Origin of the sequence: Bacillus sp. FSL R12-0074, assembly GCF_038005725.1 — a bacterium.
Lineage (GTDB): Bacteria > Bacillota > Bacilli > Bacillales > Bacillaceae_G > Bacillus_A > Bacillus_A mycoides.
On sequence record NZ_JBBOTR010000001.1, the window covers coordinates 670,905 to 690,616 of the forward strand.

Consider the following 19,712-nt stretch of genomic DNA (forward strand, 5'->3'; position numbering starts at 1 on the left):
TTGTGAAAATCTTTTAGTGAAAATAAATTATGGGGGGCTTCTATAGAAAGATTAAAGGGACTGATTAGCTATATGGGGATGGTAGTAGTGTTGGAAATTCTTAATGATACAAAATAAAAGTTTAAGATTAATAGAATTTTCAATGATAAATAGGAATTTAAGAATCAATTTGTTTAGAAAAATAATTTTAGTAATGGGGAGATGCAATATGAAACGAGGGAAATTTGGAAAGATTCTTATTGGAACGCTAACAGTTGGAATGTTATTGTCTCAAGGGATTCCATATAACGTATTGGCCGAAGAGGTAAATACAACTACTTTAACTGGGATTGATGATGCAAATGCTATATTGAAAGGTCTTACAAAGGAACAACGTAATGCCTTAAAAACGTTAGATACAAAACCAGGTTTTGTTATTTCACCGGGCATCAATACAGCAAGTCCTGATAATGTGAATGTGATTGTAGAGTTTAAGCAAGCACCTAGCAAAATCGAGATGTTAAAACAAGCAGCTAAGGGGAAAAAAATAGCTCTTTCAACTGCGGAGCAAAAGGTAGAAGCATCTCATAAAGAATTTAAATCAGAGTTTGAACAGCTTCAAAAGAATAAAGATAAAGGGACGAATTTTAAATCTGCCAAAATAACAAGAGAATATAAGAATGCTTTTAATGGTGTAGCGATTTCGTTACCTGCGAATACGATTGAAGACTTAGTTCGCACTGGTATTGTTAAGCGCGTATGGGAAGATAGTGAGGTCAAAATTGATTTGCCGAAAGAAACAGCTAAGACTGCTGCCGAGCCCAAAATGGCAGATAGTGTACCGCAAATTGGTGTGGACAAGCTGCATGATGAAAAAATAACAGGTAAAGGAATTAAGGTAGGTGTACTGGACACAGGTATTGATTACAACCACCCGGATTTGAAAGATGCATATAAAGGATATCGTGCAAATCAAGGTGAAGATCCAAGCAAAATAGATCCGAACTCAATAAAAGGATGGGACTTTGTTAATAATGATGCTGATCCAATGGAGACAACGTATAAGGATTGGCAAAATTCTGGAGGATATCCCGAGATTTATGATGGAAGTGCATATTATACATCCCATGGTACTCATGTAGCTGGGACAATTGCTGCAGACAAACAGAATAGTGTGGATTATGCAGTTAAGGGCGTTGCTCCAGATGTAGATTTATATTCATATCGTGTATTAGGTCCATATGGAAGTGGACAAACAAGCGGTATTCTTGCTGCGATTGATAAAGCAGTGAAAGACGATATGGATGTTATCAATTTATCACTAGGTGCGTCTATCAATGATCCTTTATATCCTACTTCTGTCGCAGTGAACAATGCGATGTTAGCTGGTGTTGTTACAGTAGTAGCAGCAGGTAATAGTGGTCCGGGAGAAGGTACCCTTGGATCACCTAGTGCAGCGGCACTTCCGATTACAGTTGGAGCAAGTGACGCTGCGATGACTATCCCAACGTTTTCCGCCAATGCAGGTGATTTACATGTGGATAAGATGATGCTACTTGGAAAAAGTTTTACTGATAAGATTGAAGATTTGAAAGGTCAGTCCTTATCGGTTGTATATGCAGGGCTTGGGAAATCAGATGATTTTACAGGGAAAGATGTTAAAGGGAAGTTAGCTCTTATCCAACGCGGTGAGATTACATTTGATGAAAAAATTAAAAATGCTAAGGAAGCAGGCGCAAAGGCGGTAATTGTATACAACAATGTAGATGGGGAAATTACAAGTTATCTTGGGGAAAGTACTGCATCTATTCCATCGTTTCGCTTAACAAAAGTAGATGGTGAGAAATTGCAAGCAAAAGCTGTACAAGGAGATGTGTCGTTAGCGTTTGGAGAACTTAGTAATATAAAAACAGAGGGAGATCACTTAGCTGATTTCAGCTCCCGTGGTCCTGCAACTAAAACAGATGATATTAAGCCAGATATTGTAGCACCAGGTGTGTCTATTTTCTCAACTGTTCCTGAATATATTAATGATCCAAAGGATGGAGAAAATTATCCGATAGCGTATGGACGTATGTCAGGTACATCTATGGCAACTCCTCATACTGCGGGGGTAGCGGCACTCATTTTACAAGAACATCCAAACTATAGTCCATTTGAAGTAAAAGAAGCACTTATGAATACCGCAGTTGACTTAAAAGAAGAGCGTTCTGTATTTGAGGTGGGCTCAGGACGAATTGATGCATATCGTGCAGTTCATGCAGATACATCTATTGAGGTTATCGATAAAACATCAAACGTTGTAGATGATGAAGAAGTAGAAATTGAAGAAAAAACAGGTTCTATTGCATTTGGGTATAAAAATCAACTTGAAAATGGACCTATTAAAGGTAGTCGAAAAGTCTTAATTAAGAACAGCAGTAAAACAGATGGGAAAGAGTTTAATTTAGAAGTAGAGTTTTCATCTACAAGTGTAGGTGTGCAAGATGCAGCGAAGAATGGTGTGAAGCTAAACGTACAAGATTCTATTAAAGTGGCTCCTGGTACATCAGGGGAAATTAGCCCTGAAATTATCATTCCAGAAAACGCTGAATTCGGTAGATATGAGGGATATATTCATATTTCAAATAAAAACAATGAAAAAGAAGTATATCAAGTGCCATTTGCAGTTAAATTCACAGAAAAAGGAATTGCTTCTGTAGATTTACTGAGAGATGCAATGGCAACAGATGCATCTAAATTCCATCCATTTATGGAAAGGCCAAGTTCGCCGTTGGCATTTAAATTAAATAGTCCTCTTGAAACCATTGATGCAGTTGTGAAGGATCGAAAGACAGGGAAGGCATTAGGAGTCGTTGGTACACTTAATGCAAGTAGTCTAACACCGAATGTTGAATATATGATGTTTTCTGGTATGGGAGGGTATGTACTTCCATTCACGGGAGATCCAGCTCATCCAATTGGGGATAAACCTGTTATGTTGCCTGATGGAGATTACGAATTGAACTTCGTTGGATATGACAAAGAAGGAAAATCTTATACAAAAGGCGATAGCATTATCATTGATAATGTAATACCTGAAATGAAATTTAAGGATGTACAACCTGGTATACACGAAGTCAATGATTCCATGTTTAAAGAAGAAGACGGTCAGCGAGCATTATGGGTGCATGGTAATATTTATGATTCTACAGTGGATGCATTAAAGGCAAAAGGCCTGCAGTATGATCAAAAAGCTAATCAAATTGTATATTATCAGAACTCGGCCTTTCCATCAGGTTGGCTGAATACAATTCAGGCCAATGGTGACTTTAAATTTGGAGTACTTCCAGAAGAAATAAATGAACCGTTAAATTTAAAATTATTTGGATATGACCTCGCAACTGCAGGGAATATGGCAACTGGATATAAAGATTACGTCTTTGTAAAAGAAGGGACAGAATACGTTGTTCCAAGTTATGACAAAGATAAAATAAAATTAGGAGAAAAAATTACGTTAACTTTAAATCTCAATAATGTAAAACAACTTACGGCAGGTACATTTGAAATCCCTTATGATAAGCAGCTATTTAAATTTGCAGATGTGAAACCAAATTCAGCGCTTACGGAATATGCAAAACAACATGGATTAAACTTGAAATTAGAAGATCCGGCTATAAATACAGAAGGAACTTGGGAAAACAAGGTGAAAGTTGGCGCATCATTGGAAGGAAAAGAATTTAAAGGATTAGATGGAGATACACCATTTTTAGATGTTACATTCGAAATGAAGAGCGATGAATATTTTAATGATTTAACTGCATTTGGAGCAGATAAGTTCTCTTATACAAAAGCTGGTGCATCAGAAGGTACTGAGATTCCTGTGTTTAAAGATAAATCTTTTGCTATTGTTTCGAAACATTCAACAGTTACAGGATATATTGGTCCGGAAGCTTTCTTGAATGAAGAGGGGTATTTAGGTAAGAATGATTACACAAAACTAGGAGCAAAAGTGTACGCAGTTGGCAAGGATGGAAAGAAATATACAGGAACGGTTAATGATAATGGGCGATTTGAAATTCATAGTGTTCCTGTAAGCGATAAAGAATATGATATTTTCGTAGAAATGCCGGGTCATTTAAATAGTAAATTAACTACAAAAATAGGGAAAATGCAAGATGGAGAATTAGTGGGACAAAACTTTAGAGCCGATATGGATGACAACCTTGCAGGTGATGTAAACGGAGATAAAATGGTGGATATTCAAGATGCTAGAATAGCAGCTCTTTCATATGAAAAAGGAAAAGTGGCTGTTAAAGATGGAGATGTCAATCAAGATGGTGTTGTAAATGAAACAGATATTCGTTTTATCGAGAAGAATTTCTTGAAAAAGGGTCGAGATGCTAAAGAAAATCAGAAGCCGAAAGAAAATGTAGGGCCAGTGACGTTAGATAAAATCTTACGCTCTATTGGTTTAGAACCAAAAAAATAAGTGGACAAACTTCTAGAGTAAATAAAGCAATAAGACAATGAATATAAAATTAAATGAGATCGGTTAACAAATAGCCGGTAATGATTTACGGTAACATTACCGGTTATTTTAAAAGTAATAGTCGTTTGGGTACATGAAGTAACTAGTTTAAAGTTAGTTCGCTTTCGTTGTGGGACAAGGTAGTTGCTTAATTATTATTGTTTGTGGGATGGAAATAAGGTTTGTAGTTTAAACTTTAAAAATAGGGGGACTTGTGAAATGAGTATTAAGAAAAAACTTGGTATGGGTGTTGTAACTGCAGCGCTTGGCCTATCTTTAATTAGCGGGGGAACATATGCGTATTTTAGTGATAAGGAAGTATCACAAAACACGTTTGCAGCGGGTACTTTAGATTTGAGTGTTAATCCTGAAGTTGTTATTAATGTCGACAATATTAAACCAGGTGATGAAATGGAGCGTGGTTTTCAATTAGTAAACAAAGGAACCTTAGCAATAGGAGATGTGAAACTTCTGACAGATTACAGTGTAATCGATGCTAAAGGAGATAATGGAAATGCTGATTTTGGTGATCATATCCGTGTTGATTTCTTGTGGAATTTGGATAAAAATGAGGTTCCAATTTGGTCTACTACATTATCTGAATTAAAGGTAGCTACGCAAAACGGAAGTATTCCTGATCTTGTACAAAAAGGTGTTGTAGACCGAGAAGGAAATGGACTTGCTCCTGGTGATGATGATACTTTCTACGTAATGTTCACATTTGTAGATATCGATGAAGAGCAAAATGTATTTCAAGGAGATTCATTGAAGTTAAATTGGACCTTCAACTCAATGCAGACAAAAGGTGAAGAGAAATAAAGATAAATGTTATATATGAGAATGAATTGATGAAGAATTGAGGAATAGAATTTTTAATAGTGTAAAGGTTGATTGAGTGAATCAACCTTTTTTTATTTTGTGAGAAAAATACGCTTGAATTATTTGAAAAAAGTAGCTTGAAAGTTACGTTACGTCATCTTTTATACTAAAGAAAATAGGATATAGGGGGATGGTGTAGATGACTTTAAAATGTATGTGGGGATGGAAAGAAATTTTATATTTATTTGTTTTCGTATTTCTGATTGTACCAGTAATGGTTGAATCTCTTTTTTATGATTATGCTTTAAAAATAATAGGGAATTCATTATATGCTGGAGTGTTAATGGGACTTATAATGGCATTGATATTTACATTTTTAGTTTATCTTTTTTGCATAAAAAGATATAAACTGTCGTGGAAAGATATTGGAATTCGGAAGCTTTCATGGAAAGATTTATTGTGGACATTTGTAGCGGTTATTTCTTTGATTGTAGTGAGTGTTGGAGTATTAATGATAATGGAGAAACTGGGGATTTCTTTCGAAAATAGTAAAACGGAGACGGTCCAAAATAATAAATCAATCTACGCATTTTGTATCGCGGTAATTGGAGCGGCGGTTATATCTCCAATCTACGAAGAGATTTTATATCGAGGTGCTTTTTATACGTTTTTTCGTGAGAGATATGGCATATGGGGCGGCATACTTATAAGTTCCATAATATTTACAGTTGTTCATATTCCAACATATAACACATTACCGGTGAATTTTTTAAGCGGAGTAGCATTTGCTTGGTTATATGAGAAAACAAATTCTATTTTATCGGCTATGATTGCCCACGCACTATTTAACTTCATAGCAGTACTTCTCACATTTATGTCGAATTAAGAAGAGATATAGGAGGGATACATATGGAAATAGCTGTAGAACGTGTTTTTACACAAGAGATTTTAGCAAGAGCAGCAAAGGCATATCATGTAACGGTGGAAGAAAAGCCACTTGGTGATTTTGAAAATTATATTTTTAAGGCGAAGGATAAAAATAATGAAGATTACGTATTACGCTTAACCCATTCTTCTCAGCGGTCTAAAAAAGAGGTAGAGGCCGAACTAGATTTTTTACGGTATGTTGCAGAGCATGGGGCAAAAGTGGCGGGACCTCGTAATTCAATATCTCAAAACCTTGTAGAAGAAATTGGAGCGGAAGATGGCACTTTCTTTTTCGCGTCTTTATTTACATATGCACAAGGTGAGCAAGTAAAAGGAGAAGAATCGCCTTATTGGGGAGATGCTTACTTTGAAGCGTGGGGAAAAGCGATTGGACAACTGCACCGCCTTACAATGGATTATCCTAAAACAGACTACCGTGATACGTGGGAAGAGGATGAAAGTAGCATTGTTAATGGATTAGAAGATGAGAAGGTGAAAGGGATTGCCACTGTATTAATGGATGAAATAAAGGCTCTTCCAATCGAAAGAGAAACGTTTGGCCTTATGCATGGCGATATTCATCCAGGTAATTTTCATTATGATGGAAAAGGGCTAACAATCTTTGATTTTGATGACGCAGCTTATAATTACTTTATACATGATTTAGCAATGGTTCTCTATTACTCTGTTCTATTTACAACGTGGACTGCGGAAGAGAAGACAAAATTTGCTTGTAAACAGTTACAAGTGTTAAGAAAGGGGTACGAATATGAGCACAGGCTGGCGGATAGTTGGTATGAATCGTTACCGTTATTTTTACGGTTACGTGATATAGGCCTATACGGTACGCTTCAAAAGAAATTTAAGGGGAAAGATATGCCAGAGGATTTTCAAAAGTTATCAGATGAGTTGTATGAAAGAATTATAAAGCAAGAGGCAATAGTGAATATATAATACAGAGATAAGGGAACAAAGTATATAAAATAAATATATACTTTGTTTTTTTATACAAAAATATGTTTACTTTATTAAAATAATATTGTTATAGATTCGGTATACACTTATAATTTTATATATATTCTGAATATTCTTTATAAAGGAGGAGGGGGAAAGTTGGAGGCTATCGTAAGTTGGATAAATAATATTGTTTGGAGTCCAGCACTTGTCTATTTATGTTTAGGAGTAGGTCTATATTTTTCCATTCGAACAAGGTTTTTACAAGTAAGACATGTAGGAGAAATGGTGAAACTTACATTTCAAGGGGAAAAATCGGATGCGGGTGTTTCTTCGTTCCAAGCTTTAGCACTTTCATTATCAGGGCGCGTTGGAACAGGAAATATTGCAGGTGTTGCAACGGCTGTTGCATTTGGTGGTCCAGGAGCTGTCTTTTGGATGTGGGCGGTAGCCTTTTTAGGAGCAGGATCGGCTTATGTAGAATCTACATTGGCACAAATATATAAGACGAAACATCAAGGACAATTCCGCGGTGGACCTGCTTATTACATTGAAAAAGGACTAGGTGTTAAATGGTACGCTTTAGTATTCGTCGCAGCGACAATTCTTGCAACAGGAATGCTGCTTCCAGGTGTTCAGGCGAATAGTATTGCTGTAAGTCTAGAAACAGCTTTTGGTATTAATACTTCTGTATCCGGGGCGGTATTAGTAGCGGCATTAGCACTTATTATTTTTGGAGGAGTTAAGCGAATTGTTAACGTAGCGCAAGTTGTAGTACCGTTTATGGCGCTTGGCTATATTTTAGTAGCTTGTGTAATTGTAGCTATGAATATTGAAAAATTACCAGACGCTTTCATGTTAATTTTAAAAAGTGCATTTGCATTAGAAGCAGCTTTTGGCGGGATTATTGGTTTAGCAATTTCTTGGGGTGTAAAACGTGGTATTTATTCAAATGAAGCAGGGCAAGGAACTGGGGCCCATGCAGCAGCAGCTGCTGAAGTATCGCATCCAGCTAAACAAGGGTTAGTACAAGCATTTTCCGTTTACATTGATACATTATTTGTTTGTTCAGCAACAGCATTTATGATGATTATTACAGGCATGTATAACGTATTTGATGCAAGCGGAAAAAACTTTATCGTCAATAAATTAAATGGTGCACAGCCAGGTCCTGGTTATACACAGGCAGCAGTAGAATCTGTTTTCCCTGGATTTGGAAACGGTTTCGTAGCAATCTCTTTACTATTCTTCGCATTTACAACAATTATGGCTTATTACTACATTGCAGAAACGAATATAGCTTACTTAAATCGTGATAAAGACCGTCCTTGGATGTCTATCGTACTAAAGTTTGTATTCTTAGGAGTTGTATTCTACGGTTGTGTAAAAACAGCAGAAACAGCATGGGCTTTAGGAGATATTGGTGTAGGAATTATGGCATGGGTTAACATTATTGCGATTCTATTATTACAAAAACCGGCATTGATCGCATTAAAGGATTATGAAAAGCAGAAAAAAGAAGGAAAAGATCCAGTATTCGATCCGCAGAAATTAGGAATTAAAAATGCTGATTTCTGGGAGCATGAATACGGGAAAGACAAGAAAGAAGAAGTATCTTAAGAGAATAGAAATGAAGGAGCAAAGGGAAATCCCTTTGCTCTTTTTTATGGACAAAATGAAGATGAAAGTTATTTTTTTGCCTATTTTTGAATATAAAAAGAATGTACATGCTTTGTTTAGGGGAGGGGGGAGTATGGTGATAGAGTTTCGTAATGTAAATAAATATTATGGTAACTTCCAAGTTTTGAAAAATATTAATATGCAAGTGAAAAAAGGTGAAGTGGTAGTAGTTGTTGGTCCTTCAGGATCAGGAAAAAGTACATTGCTTCGGTGTGTAAATCAGTTAGAGGCGATTACCGATGGAGAATTAATCGTACAAAATACAGACGTACACAATAAAAAAACAGATATGAATGAATTACGCCGAAATATTGGTATGGTCTTCCAGCATTTTTACTTATACCCACATAAAACAGTTCTGCAAAATATTACACTAGCACCAATTAAAGTAAATAAAACTTCAAAAGAAGAAGCAGAAAAAACAGCGATGGTTTATTTAGAGAAAGTAGGAATCCCGGAGAAGGCAGGTATATATCCTCATCAATTATCCGGAGGTCAACAGCAAAGGGTAGCTATTGCTAGGGGGCTGGCAATGCAGCCGGAAATTATGCTATTCGATGAGCCTACGTCTGCTCTTGATCCAGAGATGATCGGGGAAGTACTTGATGTTATGAAAACGCTAGCTAAAGAAGGGATGACGATGGTTGTTGTCACGCATGAGATGGGATTCGCGCGGGAGGTAGCCGATCGGATTTTATTTATGGATGATGGTCAGATTATCGAAGATACAACACCATCACAATTTTTTGCAAATCCTGAACAAGAAAGAGCACGTCTATTTTTAAGCCGGGTGTTAAACCATTAAAGGAGGAATTTCATGCTTAAAATGAAAAAGTTGTTTACGTTAATCGTATTTTCATGTTTATTCGTACTTGTCGTTGCCGGGTGCGGAAGTAAAAAAGATGAGGCGAAAGAAACGAATACGAAGCAAGGCGGGGCTGTGGAGCAAATTAAGAAGCGCGGGAAATTAGTAGTTGGAGTGAAGAATGATACGAACTTATTCGGATTGAAAAACCCTTCAACAGGGCAAGTAGAAGGATTCGATGTTGATGTTGCAAAGGCGCTTGCGAAAAAAATTCTCGGAGATGAAAAGAAACTAGAATTAAAAGAAGTAACATCTAAAACGCGTATTCCACTATTGAAAAACGGTGATATTGATGCAATTATCGCAACAATGACAATTACAGAAGAACGTAAAAAAGAAGTGGATTTTTCAGATGTATATTTTAAAGCGGGGCAATCGTTACTTGTGAAAAAAGGGAGCGATATTAAAAGTATTGATGATGTGAAAAAGGGTGTGAAAGTGTTAGCTGTAAAAGGTTCAACGTCTACAAATAATATTCGTCAAAAGTCACCAGAAGCGACTGTATTAGAGTTTGAGAATTATAGTGAGGCATTTACAGCGTTAAAAGCAGGTAAAGGCGATGTTTTAACTACAGATAATGCGATTCTTTACGGAATGGCAAAACAAGATTCTAATTATGAAGTTGTAGGGAAAATTTTTACGGATGAACCGTACGGAATTGCAGTACAAAAAGGTGCAGACGATTTAACGAAAGAGATTAATAGTTTATTAAAAGATATGAAAGCGAATGGAGAATACGATAAATTGTATGAAAAATGGATTGATCAAAAACAAGAGAAGTAAAATGAAACTTTATTTCTCGTGATAAATAGTAAGAGTGAGAGGATGAGAGTACTCATCCTCTTCTTGTAAAGAAAGAGGGGAGAATATGTGCCTGATTTTTCTATATTAACGAATAATATTGATATGTATGTAGAAGGATTTAAATATACAGTGATGTCTAGTGTAATTGCATTAATAGGAAGCTTTATCTTGGGAGTAATTTTGGCTGTAATGCGTATTGCACCGATTCGTATTTTAAATTGGATAGGATCAGCTTTTGTGGAGTTTGTAAGAAATATTCCACTCGTATTAATTGCATTTATATTTTATTTCGCTTTACCTGTAATAGGAATTACTTTAAATGGGTTTGTAGCAGGAACAGTTACGCTTACCGTATATACGGCAGCGTTTATTGCGGAAGTTATTCGCGCTGGTATTTTATCAGTCGCGAAAGGTCAGATGGAAGCAGCACGTTCCTCAGGATTGACGTATACGCAAGCAATGTACCATGTCGTTTTACCTCAAGCGATGAAAATCGTAATCCCTCCTCTAGGAAATCAATTTCTCAATTTAGTAAAAAACTCTTCCATACTCGGAATTATCGCTGGTACGGATTTAATGTATCAAGGAGACTTAATTTCAACGAAGACATTGGTTACGTTCGACGTCTATATATTTGTCGGGATGTTTTATTTAATATTAACAATTCCGCTCAGTATGCTAGTGCGTTATTTAGAAAAACGCTTAGCAAAGGAGGCGGTGTAAATGGATTTTAAGGGAGCAATTACAGGAGATCATATTCTGTTTTTATTAAAAGGATTACTTATAACGCTAGAGGTAGCGCTCGTAGCAATTGTACTTAGCTTTATTATTGGTAGTGTAATAGGGATATTGCGCTACATGAAAATACCTGTCGTCTCACAAATATTAGGAATTGTCGTTGAAGTAATTCGAAACTTACCACTACTATTAATTATATTTTTCACATATTTTGCACTTCCAGAAGCAGGCTTGAAATTAGAAATTATAACAGCTGTAATTGTTGCTTTAACAATATTTGAAGCAGCAATGATATCTGAAATTGTTCGAAGTGGTTTATTATCGATTGAAAAAGGACAGATTGAGGCTGCAAGATCTTCAGGATTAACGTATGTTCAAGCGCTTTGGCACATTATTTTACCACAAGCATTAAGAAGAATGGTCCCGCCGCTTGTTAGTCAGTTTATTTCATTGCTGAAAGATACATCATTAGCAGTTGTTATATCACTGCCAGAGCTTATGCATAATGCTCAAATTATTAGCGGACAGAATGTGAATTATATGATTCCAACGTTTATAGTAGTAGCTTGTATGTACTTTATCATAAATTATAGTTTATCAATTTTATCGAGAAGATTAGAAATCCGTTAACCTTTACAATATATGTAAAGGTTTTTCCTTGTTTATCCTTATTTTCCTTTAATTATAATCTAAATCTCGCGATAATTCGATTTTTTATATTGTTTTATCAGAAAAGTTTTAATTTTATATAGAAATTGTAATCGCTTTCGTGTATATTTTTATTATCAGAAAATTTTAAAAAGAGATAGGGGTACTTGTAGGGGGAGGATTAAGATGCAGCAAACAACGAATGAGCAATTACATCGTACGATGAAGAGTAGACATTTATTTATGATCGCACTAGGTGGTGTAATCGGAACTGGTTTTTTTCTAGGTTCAGGTTACACCATTAATCAGGCTGGACCAGGGGGAGCCATCCTTTCATATTTAGTGGGCGGATTTATTATGTATTTAACAATGCTTTGTCTTGGAGAGCTAACGGTAGCAATGCCAGTTTCAGGATCTTTCCAAAAGTATGCGACGAAGTTTATTGGACCAGGAACTGGATTTATGATCGGTTGGCTATACTGGATTGGATGGGCAGTAACAGTAGGATTAGAATTAACATCGATCGGTTTAATGATGAAAAGATGGTTTCCGAATGTTGATGTTTGGGTATGGTGTCTCGTATTCGGAGTTATTTTATATGCTTCAAATGCAATATCAGCGAAGAGTTATGCTGAATTAGAGTTTTGGTTCTCTAGTATTAAAGTAGTTACAATTATTGCATTCATTTTACTTGGTGGTAGCGCATTACTAGGATTCTTACCATACGATGGAAAAGAAGCAGCGCCTCTTTTCTCTAACTTTGTAAGTGATGGTGGGCTATTCCCAAATGGACTAGCTGCAGTGCTTCTTACGATGATTACAGTTAACTTTTCCTTCCAAGGAACAGAGTTAATCGGGATTGCAGCAGGAGAGAGTCAGAATCCTGAAAAAACAATTCCACGTGCGATTCGTAATACAGTATGGCGCATTATGTTATTCTTCATTTTAACAATGACAATTTTAGTAGGGTTAATTTCTTGGAAAGAAGCAGGGATAATTGAAAGCCCATTCGTAGTTGTATTTGATAAAATCGGTATTCCATATGCAGCTGATATTATGAACTTCGTTATTATTACAGCTCTTCTATCTGTAGCGAACTCAGGGTTATATGCAGCAACGCGTATACTATGGTCACTTGCAAATGAAGGAATGGCACCAACTTCTTTCAAGAAAGTAAATAAACGTGGTATTCCGATTACAGCGTTAGTCGTAACGATTGCTGTAGCGGCGTTATCTTTATTAACAAGTTTCCTTGCAGAAGATACAGTATATATGTATTTATTATCTATAGCTGGTTTATCGGCTGTTTCAAGTTGGATCATTATTGCTTTATCACAACTTCGCTTTAGAAGTCAGTATTTAAAAGGCGGAGGAAAATTAGAGGACTTAAAGTATAGAACACCACTATACCCGCTTGTTCCAATTTTAGCTTTAATTACAAATAGCATCGTTGTTATTAGTTTAGCGTTTATTCCAGAACAACGAATGGCGTTATATTGTGGTATTCCATTTATCATTTTCTGCTATATATATTATTATATGAGTAAGAAACGGAAGAAGCCGATGAAAGTGGAGATGGAAGCGAAGTATGAAAATAAAAATTAAGCATGATGATATAGAGGCAGATTTATCGTATGGTCCATTAGCGATTGGAAAAGAAAATGGGTATTCACCGTTACAATTACTCGTTTCTTCTATCGCAGGATGTAGTGCAATTGTTTTTCGAACGATTTTAGAAAAGAAACGTATTGCATACGATATGTTTACAATTGAAACTGAAATTGGTAGAAGTGAAGCTTTATCAAAACCAGTTGAAAGTGTTCATTTGCACTATAAAATTAAAGCGCAAAACATTACAGAAGAACAATTAGACAAGGCACTGCAACTTGCGGTGAAAAATTGCACGATTGTTCAATCGGTAAAAGATAGTATAAAAGTTACGGAAACAATTGAACTAATAAAGTGAAATATAAAAACGTGAGAATATAGCTCTCACGTTTTTATGTTTTAGAGAGAGGGGAAAGTGTGATGGAATGTTTAGGATGTAAATTAGCCAACGAAGAAGAAATTATATATAAAATATATGAAGATGACTATGTAACATGTTTTTTAGATCATGAACCTTTCTATACAGGGCATACTTTAATCGTTCCAAAGCAGCATGTTGTAGAAGTGGACGAATTAGATGATTGTGTAGCAAAAGCGATTATGGATGCTTCTAAGCTTATTTCAAAGGCTATTAAATTACTGTATAAACCAGATGGAATTACAATTTGCCCCGCATTAACGGGCAGTAAGATCCCCTACCTCAAAATTCAGTGAAAACAAAGAAGTTAGTTGGTAATCCAACTGCCCGTAAAAGCCCGATTGGTTCAACTAATAATCAGTGGGGGATGAACAAAACCCCCACTGATTAAAGTTTCACTTTATCAAAATGGTGGAATCTTTAACGAGTTAACTCATTATCACATGCATATTGTACCGAGGTATAAAGAGCGTTCGTTTGCTGAGTTTTATACGGTACAACCGGGGGAAAAGCAGAATCATAACTTTGAAGAGACAAAGCAGTTGTTAAAAGAAGTGATAGAGCAAATAATACATAGCGAAAAGGCGTAAGGGGGGTTTTCTTAAGGGGACAGTCAGGAAAATTCTAATATTAAAAAGCCCAATTTCTCAGTTAAAATAGAGAAATTGGGCTTTTATTTATTCTATTATTAAATTTTATCTATGAAAAGATTTTGCAGTGTCACAAAGTATATTGCTCATTCGTTATATAGAGTGAGAGGAGGAATTATATGAAAGGTACAAACAACGATTATGAAAAAATGGAAGAGCTGTACGAGTTGTATGAACAAAAAATTTATTATGTAGCTTATTCTATTTTAAATAATATTCAGCAGGCTGAAGATGCAGTTCAAGAGACGTTTATTACTCTTTGTGAGAATTTGGAAAAGGTGCATAGTTTGAACACTCAAGAGCTTAAACGGTATATTTTGAGGATTGCGAAAAACAAAGCGATTGATAGCTACCGGAAAAATAAACGACATGAAACATTTTTAGAAGAATATCAACGAGAATCAACAGAAGTAGTAGATGAAAATATTGATGAGTGGGAAAAACGTCTAATGTCTGAGGTTCAAATTGATACATTGCTAAAAGAGTTAAATGAATCTAACAGACAAGTTTTTAAGTACAAAGTTTTCTATAACTTAACGTATCAGGAAATTTCAAGTGTAATGGGGATAACAGAGGCTAATGTCCGCAAGCAATTTGAGCGCGCTCGAAAACGAGTACAAAGTATTATAGGAGGTATACAAAATGACGAATTCAAAGAACTCCAAAGAAATGTATGACCTTGCTGAAAATATTGCTTTAGATGATTTTGATACACTTGAAGAACAACATGAATTTTCACATACATATACACACAAAAAGAAATTGTTTATGGAGGAAATGAAGCTGAAAGGCGAGCAACCACAGACAAAGCGTAAAAGACATCGTATGTTAATCGCTGCGGCCTGTTTATTGATTGGTATGCCGACAACCGTTTTTGGTGCAGTAAAAGTCTATAATATGATTGTTCAAAAACAAAATTACGAAGTAAATGTTTCAGTAACGAATAAGGAATCGAAAAATATTGATAAGTGGTATAAGTTGAAAGTTGGTAAATTACCAGAAAATATGGAAGCAATTGATGACTCGGCTATGAAATATTCATTTAAAGATAACGACGCAATGGGTGGATTTTCATTCGCTCTTTGGAGAGTGGGGGGAAATGCGGACTTTCAAACTTTATATTCAAAAAGCTATGAAGAAAAAGAGATAAATGGCAGGAAAGCAGTAATTGTTCATAAAGAAACTGGAAACAACAATGTAATGTTTGATAGGAAGGTCTTTCTCTTTTTTGAGAAAGAAGGGATTATGTTAGAAAGTTTTATTGGATCAGATGTAAATGAAGAACAAATGATGGATGTGTTAGGGAACATTTCACTTGAGCCCACATCAAAAGAAAAGGCAGCACATATAACAGATTATGATAAAAAGTATTTTAGTGAAGCGGATGAACCTAAAAAAACTAAGGTGATTCCTTTGAAAAAAGATAGTAAACGACTATTTCACATAGGACAAAAGGTTCCAGTAACGATATCTATGGATAACAGCCAAATTGAATATGTGATAGAAAAGGTTGAAGTTTTTGATTCGATTAAAGATTTTAAACAAGAGAACTTTAATGAACTTGGCTTAGGGATATTAAGCAAGAAGAAGGCTTTAGATCAGACGGGAAAATTGCTATCGTACAGACGGGATGTATATAAATTAGGGAATGGTAAAGATTCAATTGATACATTAGTAGATTCGAAATTAGTTAATGTTAAATTTGTCTACCTGACAACAACAGTGAAAAATATAGGTAAACAGGTGACAGAAGAAATCTATATGACTCCATCCATAAAACAGCTTAAATTTGAAGGAAATGCATGGAACTACGCTAAAGAAGAGGGAATGGACGCAACGCGTATTATGACGGGCGAAGTCGATTATTTAGAACCTCATGGAGATGGAAAAAGCTTTTACAATATTGGCAGTATCCGACCTGGCCAAACGATGAAAGTTAACTTGGGTTATTTTGTGGATGAGGATAAACTAGATTCAATTTTCCTTGATGCTTTTCATTACAGAGGGAATGGAAGTACTGAAAATATGAATGCGTCATATCGTTGGTGGATTGATATTCGTCAACAGTCAAAACAATAGGAACAAATACACAAAAAGCTGCTTATATTTAGCAGCTTTTTTCGTCTTCATACATATGTAAAACTTCTTTCGCACGTATACGTAAACCATCTATTAATTCTTTCGGTTCTAAAACTCGTGCATCTTTTCCAAGTCTATAAAATAAAGGGGTAATAAAGTTAATTTCACCTTTATCAATTGTTGAATGTATATAACCTGTCCCGTCTTCGTTTACTACCACGAATTCTTCAAGGTAAGGAACGCTTTTACATTGGCGCACGCCTTCTGTCGTTAATAAAACATGTAATTGGATAGGAGTGTGTACTACGTTAGAGTTAGATTCGAACCATTCTTCTAAATTCATGAACGTATCTTTATTTTCTTCTGTTGATAATATAGAAAGAATACGATCAACGCGATACAGTAATACCTTTTTTTTACTAAAGTCATAGGATGGCAAATACCATAAACCGTCGTGAGCATATACACCGATAGGATGAACATGTTTTGTTTTAATCCCCGATTTAGACTCGTATTGAAAGTGTAAGTTTTTATTTTCAATAGCCGCTGTTAATACTTCGTTTAAAAAAGTTGTCTCAATTGTTCTCTTCGGATTCCAAAAAGCGATATAAGAACGTATTTTATCAACTTTAGCTTTCGCATCATTTTGTAGAGAGCTATACAGTTTATGAGTAACAGAATTGATTTCTGTATTAAAAGGCAAGTTACGATAGTAGCTTAAAGATTGGAAAGCAAAAAAGATGGAGACCGCTTCTTCTTCGGTAAATAAAATGGGGGGAAGCATGCTGTTTGTTAATACTTTATATCCCCCGTTGCGACCTTGTTCAGCGTAAATGGGTAACCCCATATCACTTAAATCTAAAATATATCTATGGACCGTACGAACGGAAATATTAAATTCATCAGCTATTTCTTGAGCTGTAAATGTTTTTTTCGTAGAAGCAAATATAAGAATGTCTAGTAAACGTTTTGCTTTTGACAAGGATATCACCTTTTTCTTTTTTAACATGACATAAGTTGTCATGTTTTATGGTTAGTATAGTGCTTATAAGATGATTTTATCAATAGAAGCTGTAAGGAGGAAAAGATATGTCACGTGAAATTGTTTTATTTATTGCAGCGAGCTTAGATGGATTTATCGCGAAAGAAGATGATGATTTAGAGTGGTTAATGGAAACAGAAGGTGAGGGAGACAACGGTTATACAGAAATGTACGAAACAATTGATACGATAATTATGGGAAAGAGAACGTACGATTATGTGGTAGAGCATACGGAAACATTCCCGTACCTAGATAAAAAATGTTATGTTTTTTCTAATTCAGAAAAAGGTTCAAACGAACATGTAGAGTTTGTAAATGAAGATGTATTAGAGTTTACAAAAAGGTTGAAAGAGCAGGGAGGATCCAAAATATGGATGGTCGGTGGAGGGAGTCTACTGAGAGAGTTCTTTAAGAATAATTTAATTGATGAATATGTTGTTACGATTACACCTCACATATTAGGTTCTGGAGTTCCGTTATTTAAAGAAAAGAACCCGGAAATTCATTTAACTTTAACGGATACGAAACGTTTTGGCCAATTCGTAAATTTATATTATAAAGTAAAGTCCTAAAGGATAAGAAAACACGACTATTGATGATAGTCGTGTTTCTATATAGATGGCAATGAAATTGTAAAGCAAGATCCGTGATTAATTTCACTTGTGACAGTAATATTCCCGCCGTGTAGTTCTACGATTTCTTTTACGATGGAGAGCCCTAAACCAGTGCCTCCTGTAGCTCTAGAGCGCGCTTTATCAACACGGTAAAAGCGATCGAAAATGTGAGGGAGGTCTTCAGGCGGAATACCTTCGCCTTCATCTTCAATTGTAATGGAAATACGTTTATGTTCTTCTGTAACAGAAATATTTATATGAGAATGTTCTTTTGAATGTCTATACGCGTTATTTAAAATGTTAGCCATAACTTGTTCAAAGCGTTGCTCATCTAGCTTTACTAAGAGTGAGGAAGGACATGTGAAAACAACTTTAATTTGTTTTTCTCCGTACATCACATTTATTTTTTCAGTGATGCGAGTAAGGAAGGTGTGTAAATGCACTTCCTGTACTTGAATGAAAAAGTTATGCTTTTCCATTTGAGCGAGTGAAAATAAATCTTGGACTAAGTTTGTAATATAATCAGACTCGTCTTTTATAATGGATAAGTATCGTAAACGTTGCTCTGGGGGTGTGTTTTCTTTTGATGCAATGTCAGCATAACCTCTTACGTACGTTAATGGTGTTCGTAATTCGTGAGCAACACTTGCTAGAAATTCACTTCGCTCTGTTTTCATATAATGTAAATCATTTGCGAGAGTTTGGATAGATTGTGCTAGTTCACCAATTTCGTCATTTCGAGTAGTTGTTAATGAAACGGATAAATCGCCCTTACTCATTTTTTCAGTCGCTTGTTTCATGTGTAACAATGGTTTTGTTAACAAACGTGATAATAGAAAAATGGTGATGGCTGTTAATAGAAAAGTAATGACTCCTGCGATAATGAATTGTCTTGTTAGCCCGTTAACCATTTCTTCGATTGATTCCGTTCCGAGAAACATATATACATAGCCTTCCGTTTTTCCTGCCACTACAATTGGGCTAACTGTACATATATAATTAGATGTTTTCCAATGATTCTCTATAATTGCTCCATCATGATCTGTTCGTGTTTGCATTCCTTCAATATGTTTTTTTATAGTAGTATTTATTTCGTTGGATTTAGCTAGTATTTCCTTATTTGCATTTGTAATAATAACAGTTGTTTCAGCTTCGGATTCCATTAAAGCAACATGGGAGATTGTTTGCCTGTCAAAATATTTTTCAAGGACATCTCGGTGACTATTTCCACGCTTTAATAAAGCAGTCATTTCTTCATTCACTCTATTGTTTACAAGGCTATAATAGAGCAAGACAAATAGAACACTTTCGATTAAAAGTGTAACAATTAGAAAATAAAATCCGAGTTGAATAGAAATTCGCTTCATCGTTTTGCTC

General features: G+C 35.4%; 16 protein-coding genes and 2 pseudogenes. 16 read left to right on the plus strand and 2 right to left on the minus strand.

Annotated features, from left to right (window positions below):
* The first annotated feature begins 208 nt into the window (after window positions 1–208).
* From NSS97_RS03385 to NSS97_RS03455, 15 genes and pseudogenes are all read left to right on the plus strand, one after another.
* Window positions 209–4,450, plus strand: coding sequence for a S8 family serine peptidase (locus NSS97_RS03385; protein WP_107887590.1), 4,242 nt, complete (start codon window positions 209–211; stop codon window positions 4,448–4,450).
* Between the two features lie 258 nt (window positions 4,451–4,708).
* Entirely contained in the window at window positions 4,709–5,308 is a 600-nt protein-coding gene (locus NSS97_RS03390) for a TasA family protein (RefSeq protein ID WP_107887589.1), read from the plus strand.
* Between the two features lie 199 nt (window positions 5,309–5,507).
* Entirely contained in the window at window positions 5,508–6,194 is a 687-nt protein-coding gene (locus NSS97_RS03395; RefSeq protein WP_044444482.1) for a CPBP family intramembrane glutamic endopeptidase, read from the plus strand.
* A gap of 23 nt (window positions 6,195–6,217) precedes the next feature.
* A complete protein-coding gene (locus NSS97_RS03400) occupies window positions 6,218–7,189 on the plus strand; it encodes a phosphotransferase enzyme family protein (RefSeq protein ID WP_341111579.1) in 972 nt (323 codons plus the stop codon).
* A gap of 159 nt (window positions 7,190–7,348) precedes the next feature.
* Complete coding sequence (locus NSS97_RS03405; RefSeq protein WP_002010512.1) at window positions 7,349–8,809, plus strand: alanine/glycine:cation symporter family protein; 1,461 nt, start codon at window positions 7,349–7,351, stop codon at window positions 8,807–8,809.
* 10 nt (window positions 8,810–8,819) lie between these two features.
* Complete coding sequence (locus NSS97_RS03410) at window positions 8,820–9,674, plus strand: amino acid ABC transporter ATP-binding protein (protein WP_341111581.1); 855 nt, start codon at window positions 8,820–8,822, stop codon at window positions 9,672–9,674.
* Between the two features lie 12 nt (window positions 9,675–9,686).
* A complete protein-coding gene (gene glnH / locus NSS97_RS03415) occupies window positions 9,687–10,517 on the plus strand; it encodes a glutamine ABC transporter substrate-binding protein GlnH (protein ID WP_341111583.1) in 831 nt (276 codons plus the stop codon).
* 87 nt (window positions 10,518–10,604) lie between these two features.
* Window positions 10,605–11,261 carry an amino acid ABC transporter permease gene (locus NSS97_RS03420; protein ID WP_002188304.1) on the plus strand — a complete coding sequence of 219 codons (657 nt, stop codon included), beginning with the start codon at window positions 10,605–10,607 and terminating at the stop codon, window positions 11,259–11,261.
* Window positions 11,262–11,906: an amino acid ABC transporter permease gene (locus NSS97_RS03425; protein WP_002188305.1), complete on the plus strand. Its 645-nt coding sequence runs from the start codon at window positions 11,262–11,264 to the stop codon at window positions 11,904–11,906. It abuts the gene before it with no gap.
* A gap of 204 nt (window positions 11,907–12,110) precedes the next feature.
* A complete protein-coding gene (locus NSS97_RS03430) occupies window positions 12,111–13,529 on the plus strand; it encodes an amino acid permease (RefSeq protein ID WP_002029755.1) in 1,419 nt (472 codons plus the stop codon).
* Complete coding sequence (locus NSS97_RS03435; protein WP_107887585.1) at window positions 13,513–13,890, plus strand: OsmC family protein; 378 nt, start codon at window positions 13,513–13,515, stop codon at window positions 13,888–13,890. Before NSS97_RS03430 ends, NSS97_RS03435 begins: the two co-directional genes overlap by 17 nt.
* Before the next feature lie 62 nt (window positions 13,891–13,952).
* Window positions 13,953–14,201 (plus strand): annotated as a pseudogene (locus NSS97_RS03440) (HIT family protein); the annotation flags it as partial.
* A 153-nt stretch (window positions 14,202–14,354) separates the two neighbouring features.
* A pseudogene (locus tag NSS97_RS03445) lies at window positions 14,355–14,540 on the plus strand (HIT family protein); the annotation flags it as partial.
* 179 nt (window positions 14,541–14,719) lie between these two features.
* Window positions 14,720–15,277: an RNA polymerase sigma factor gene (locus NSS97_RS03450; protein ID WP_341111587.1), complete on the plus strand. Its 558-nt coding sequence runs from the start codon at window positions 14,720–14,722 to the stop codon at window positions 15,275–15,277.
* A complete protein-coding gene (locus NSS97_RS03455; protein WP_107887582.1) occupies window positions 15,243–16,679 on the plus strand; it encodes a DUF4367 domain-containing protein in 1,437 nt (478 codons plus the stop codon). Before NSS97_RS03450 ends, NSS97_RS03455 begins: the two co-directional genes overlap by 35 nt.
* A gap of 28 nt (window positions 16,680–16,707) precedes the next feature.
* Here NSS97_RS03455 and NSS97_RS03460 read toward each other — a convergent pair whose 3' ends face one another.
* The gene (locus NSS97_RS03460; protein WP_181295511.1) at window positions 16,708–17,703 is read right to left on the minus strand and encodes an HTH domain-containing protein; all 996 of its coding nucleotides are present in this window, start codon (window positions 17,701–17,703) and stop codon (window positions 16,708–16,710) included.
* Between the two features lie 65 nt (window positions 17,704–17,768).
* On the opposite strand from NSS97_RS03460, the gene NSS97_RS03465 reads away from it, so the two are divergent.
* Window positions 17,769–18,293 (plus strand): dihydrofolate reductase family protein, encoded by a 525-nt coding sequence (locus NSS97_RS03465; protein WP_107887580.1) that lies wholly within the window; start codon window positions 17,769–17,771, stop codon window positions 18,291–18,293.
* A gap of 38 nt (window positions 18,294–18,331) precedes the next feature.
* Here the strand turns inward: NSS97_RS03465 and NSS97_RS03470 are convergent, their stop codons facing one another.
* The gene (locus tag NSS97_RS03470) at window positions 18,332–19,702 is read right to left on the minus strand and encodes a sensor histidine kinase (RefSeq protein ID WP_107887579.1); all 1,371 of its coding nucleotides are present in this window, start codon (window positions 19,700–19,702) and stop codon (window positions 18,332–18,334) included.
* Window positions 19,703–19,712 lie beyond the last annotated feature (10 nt).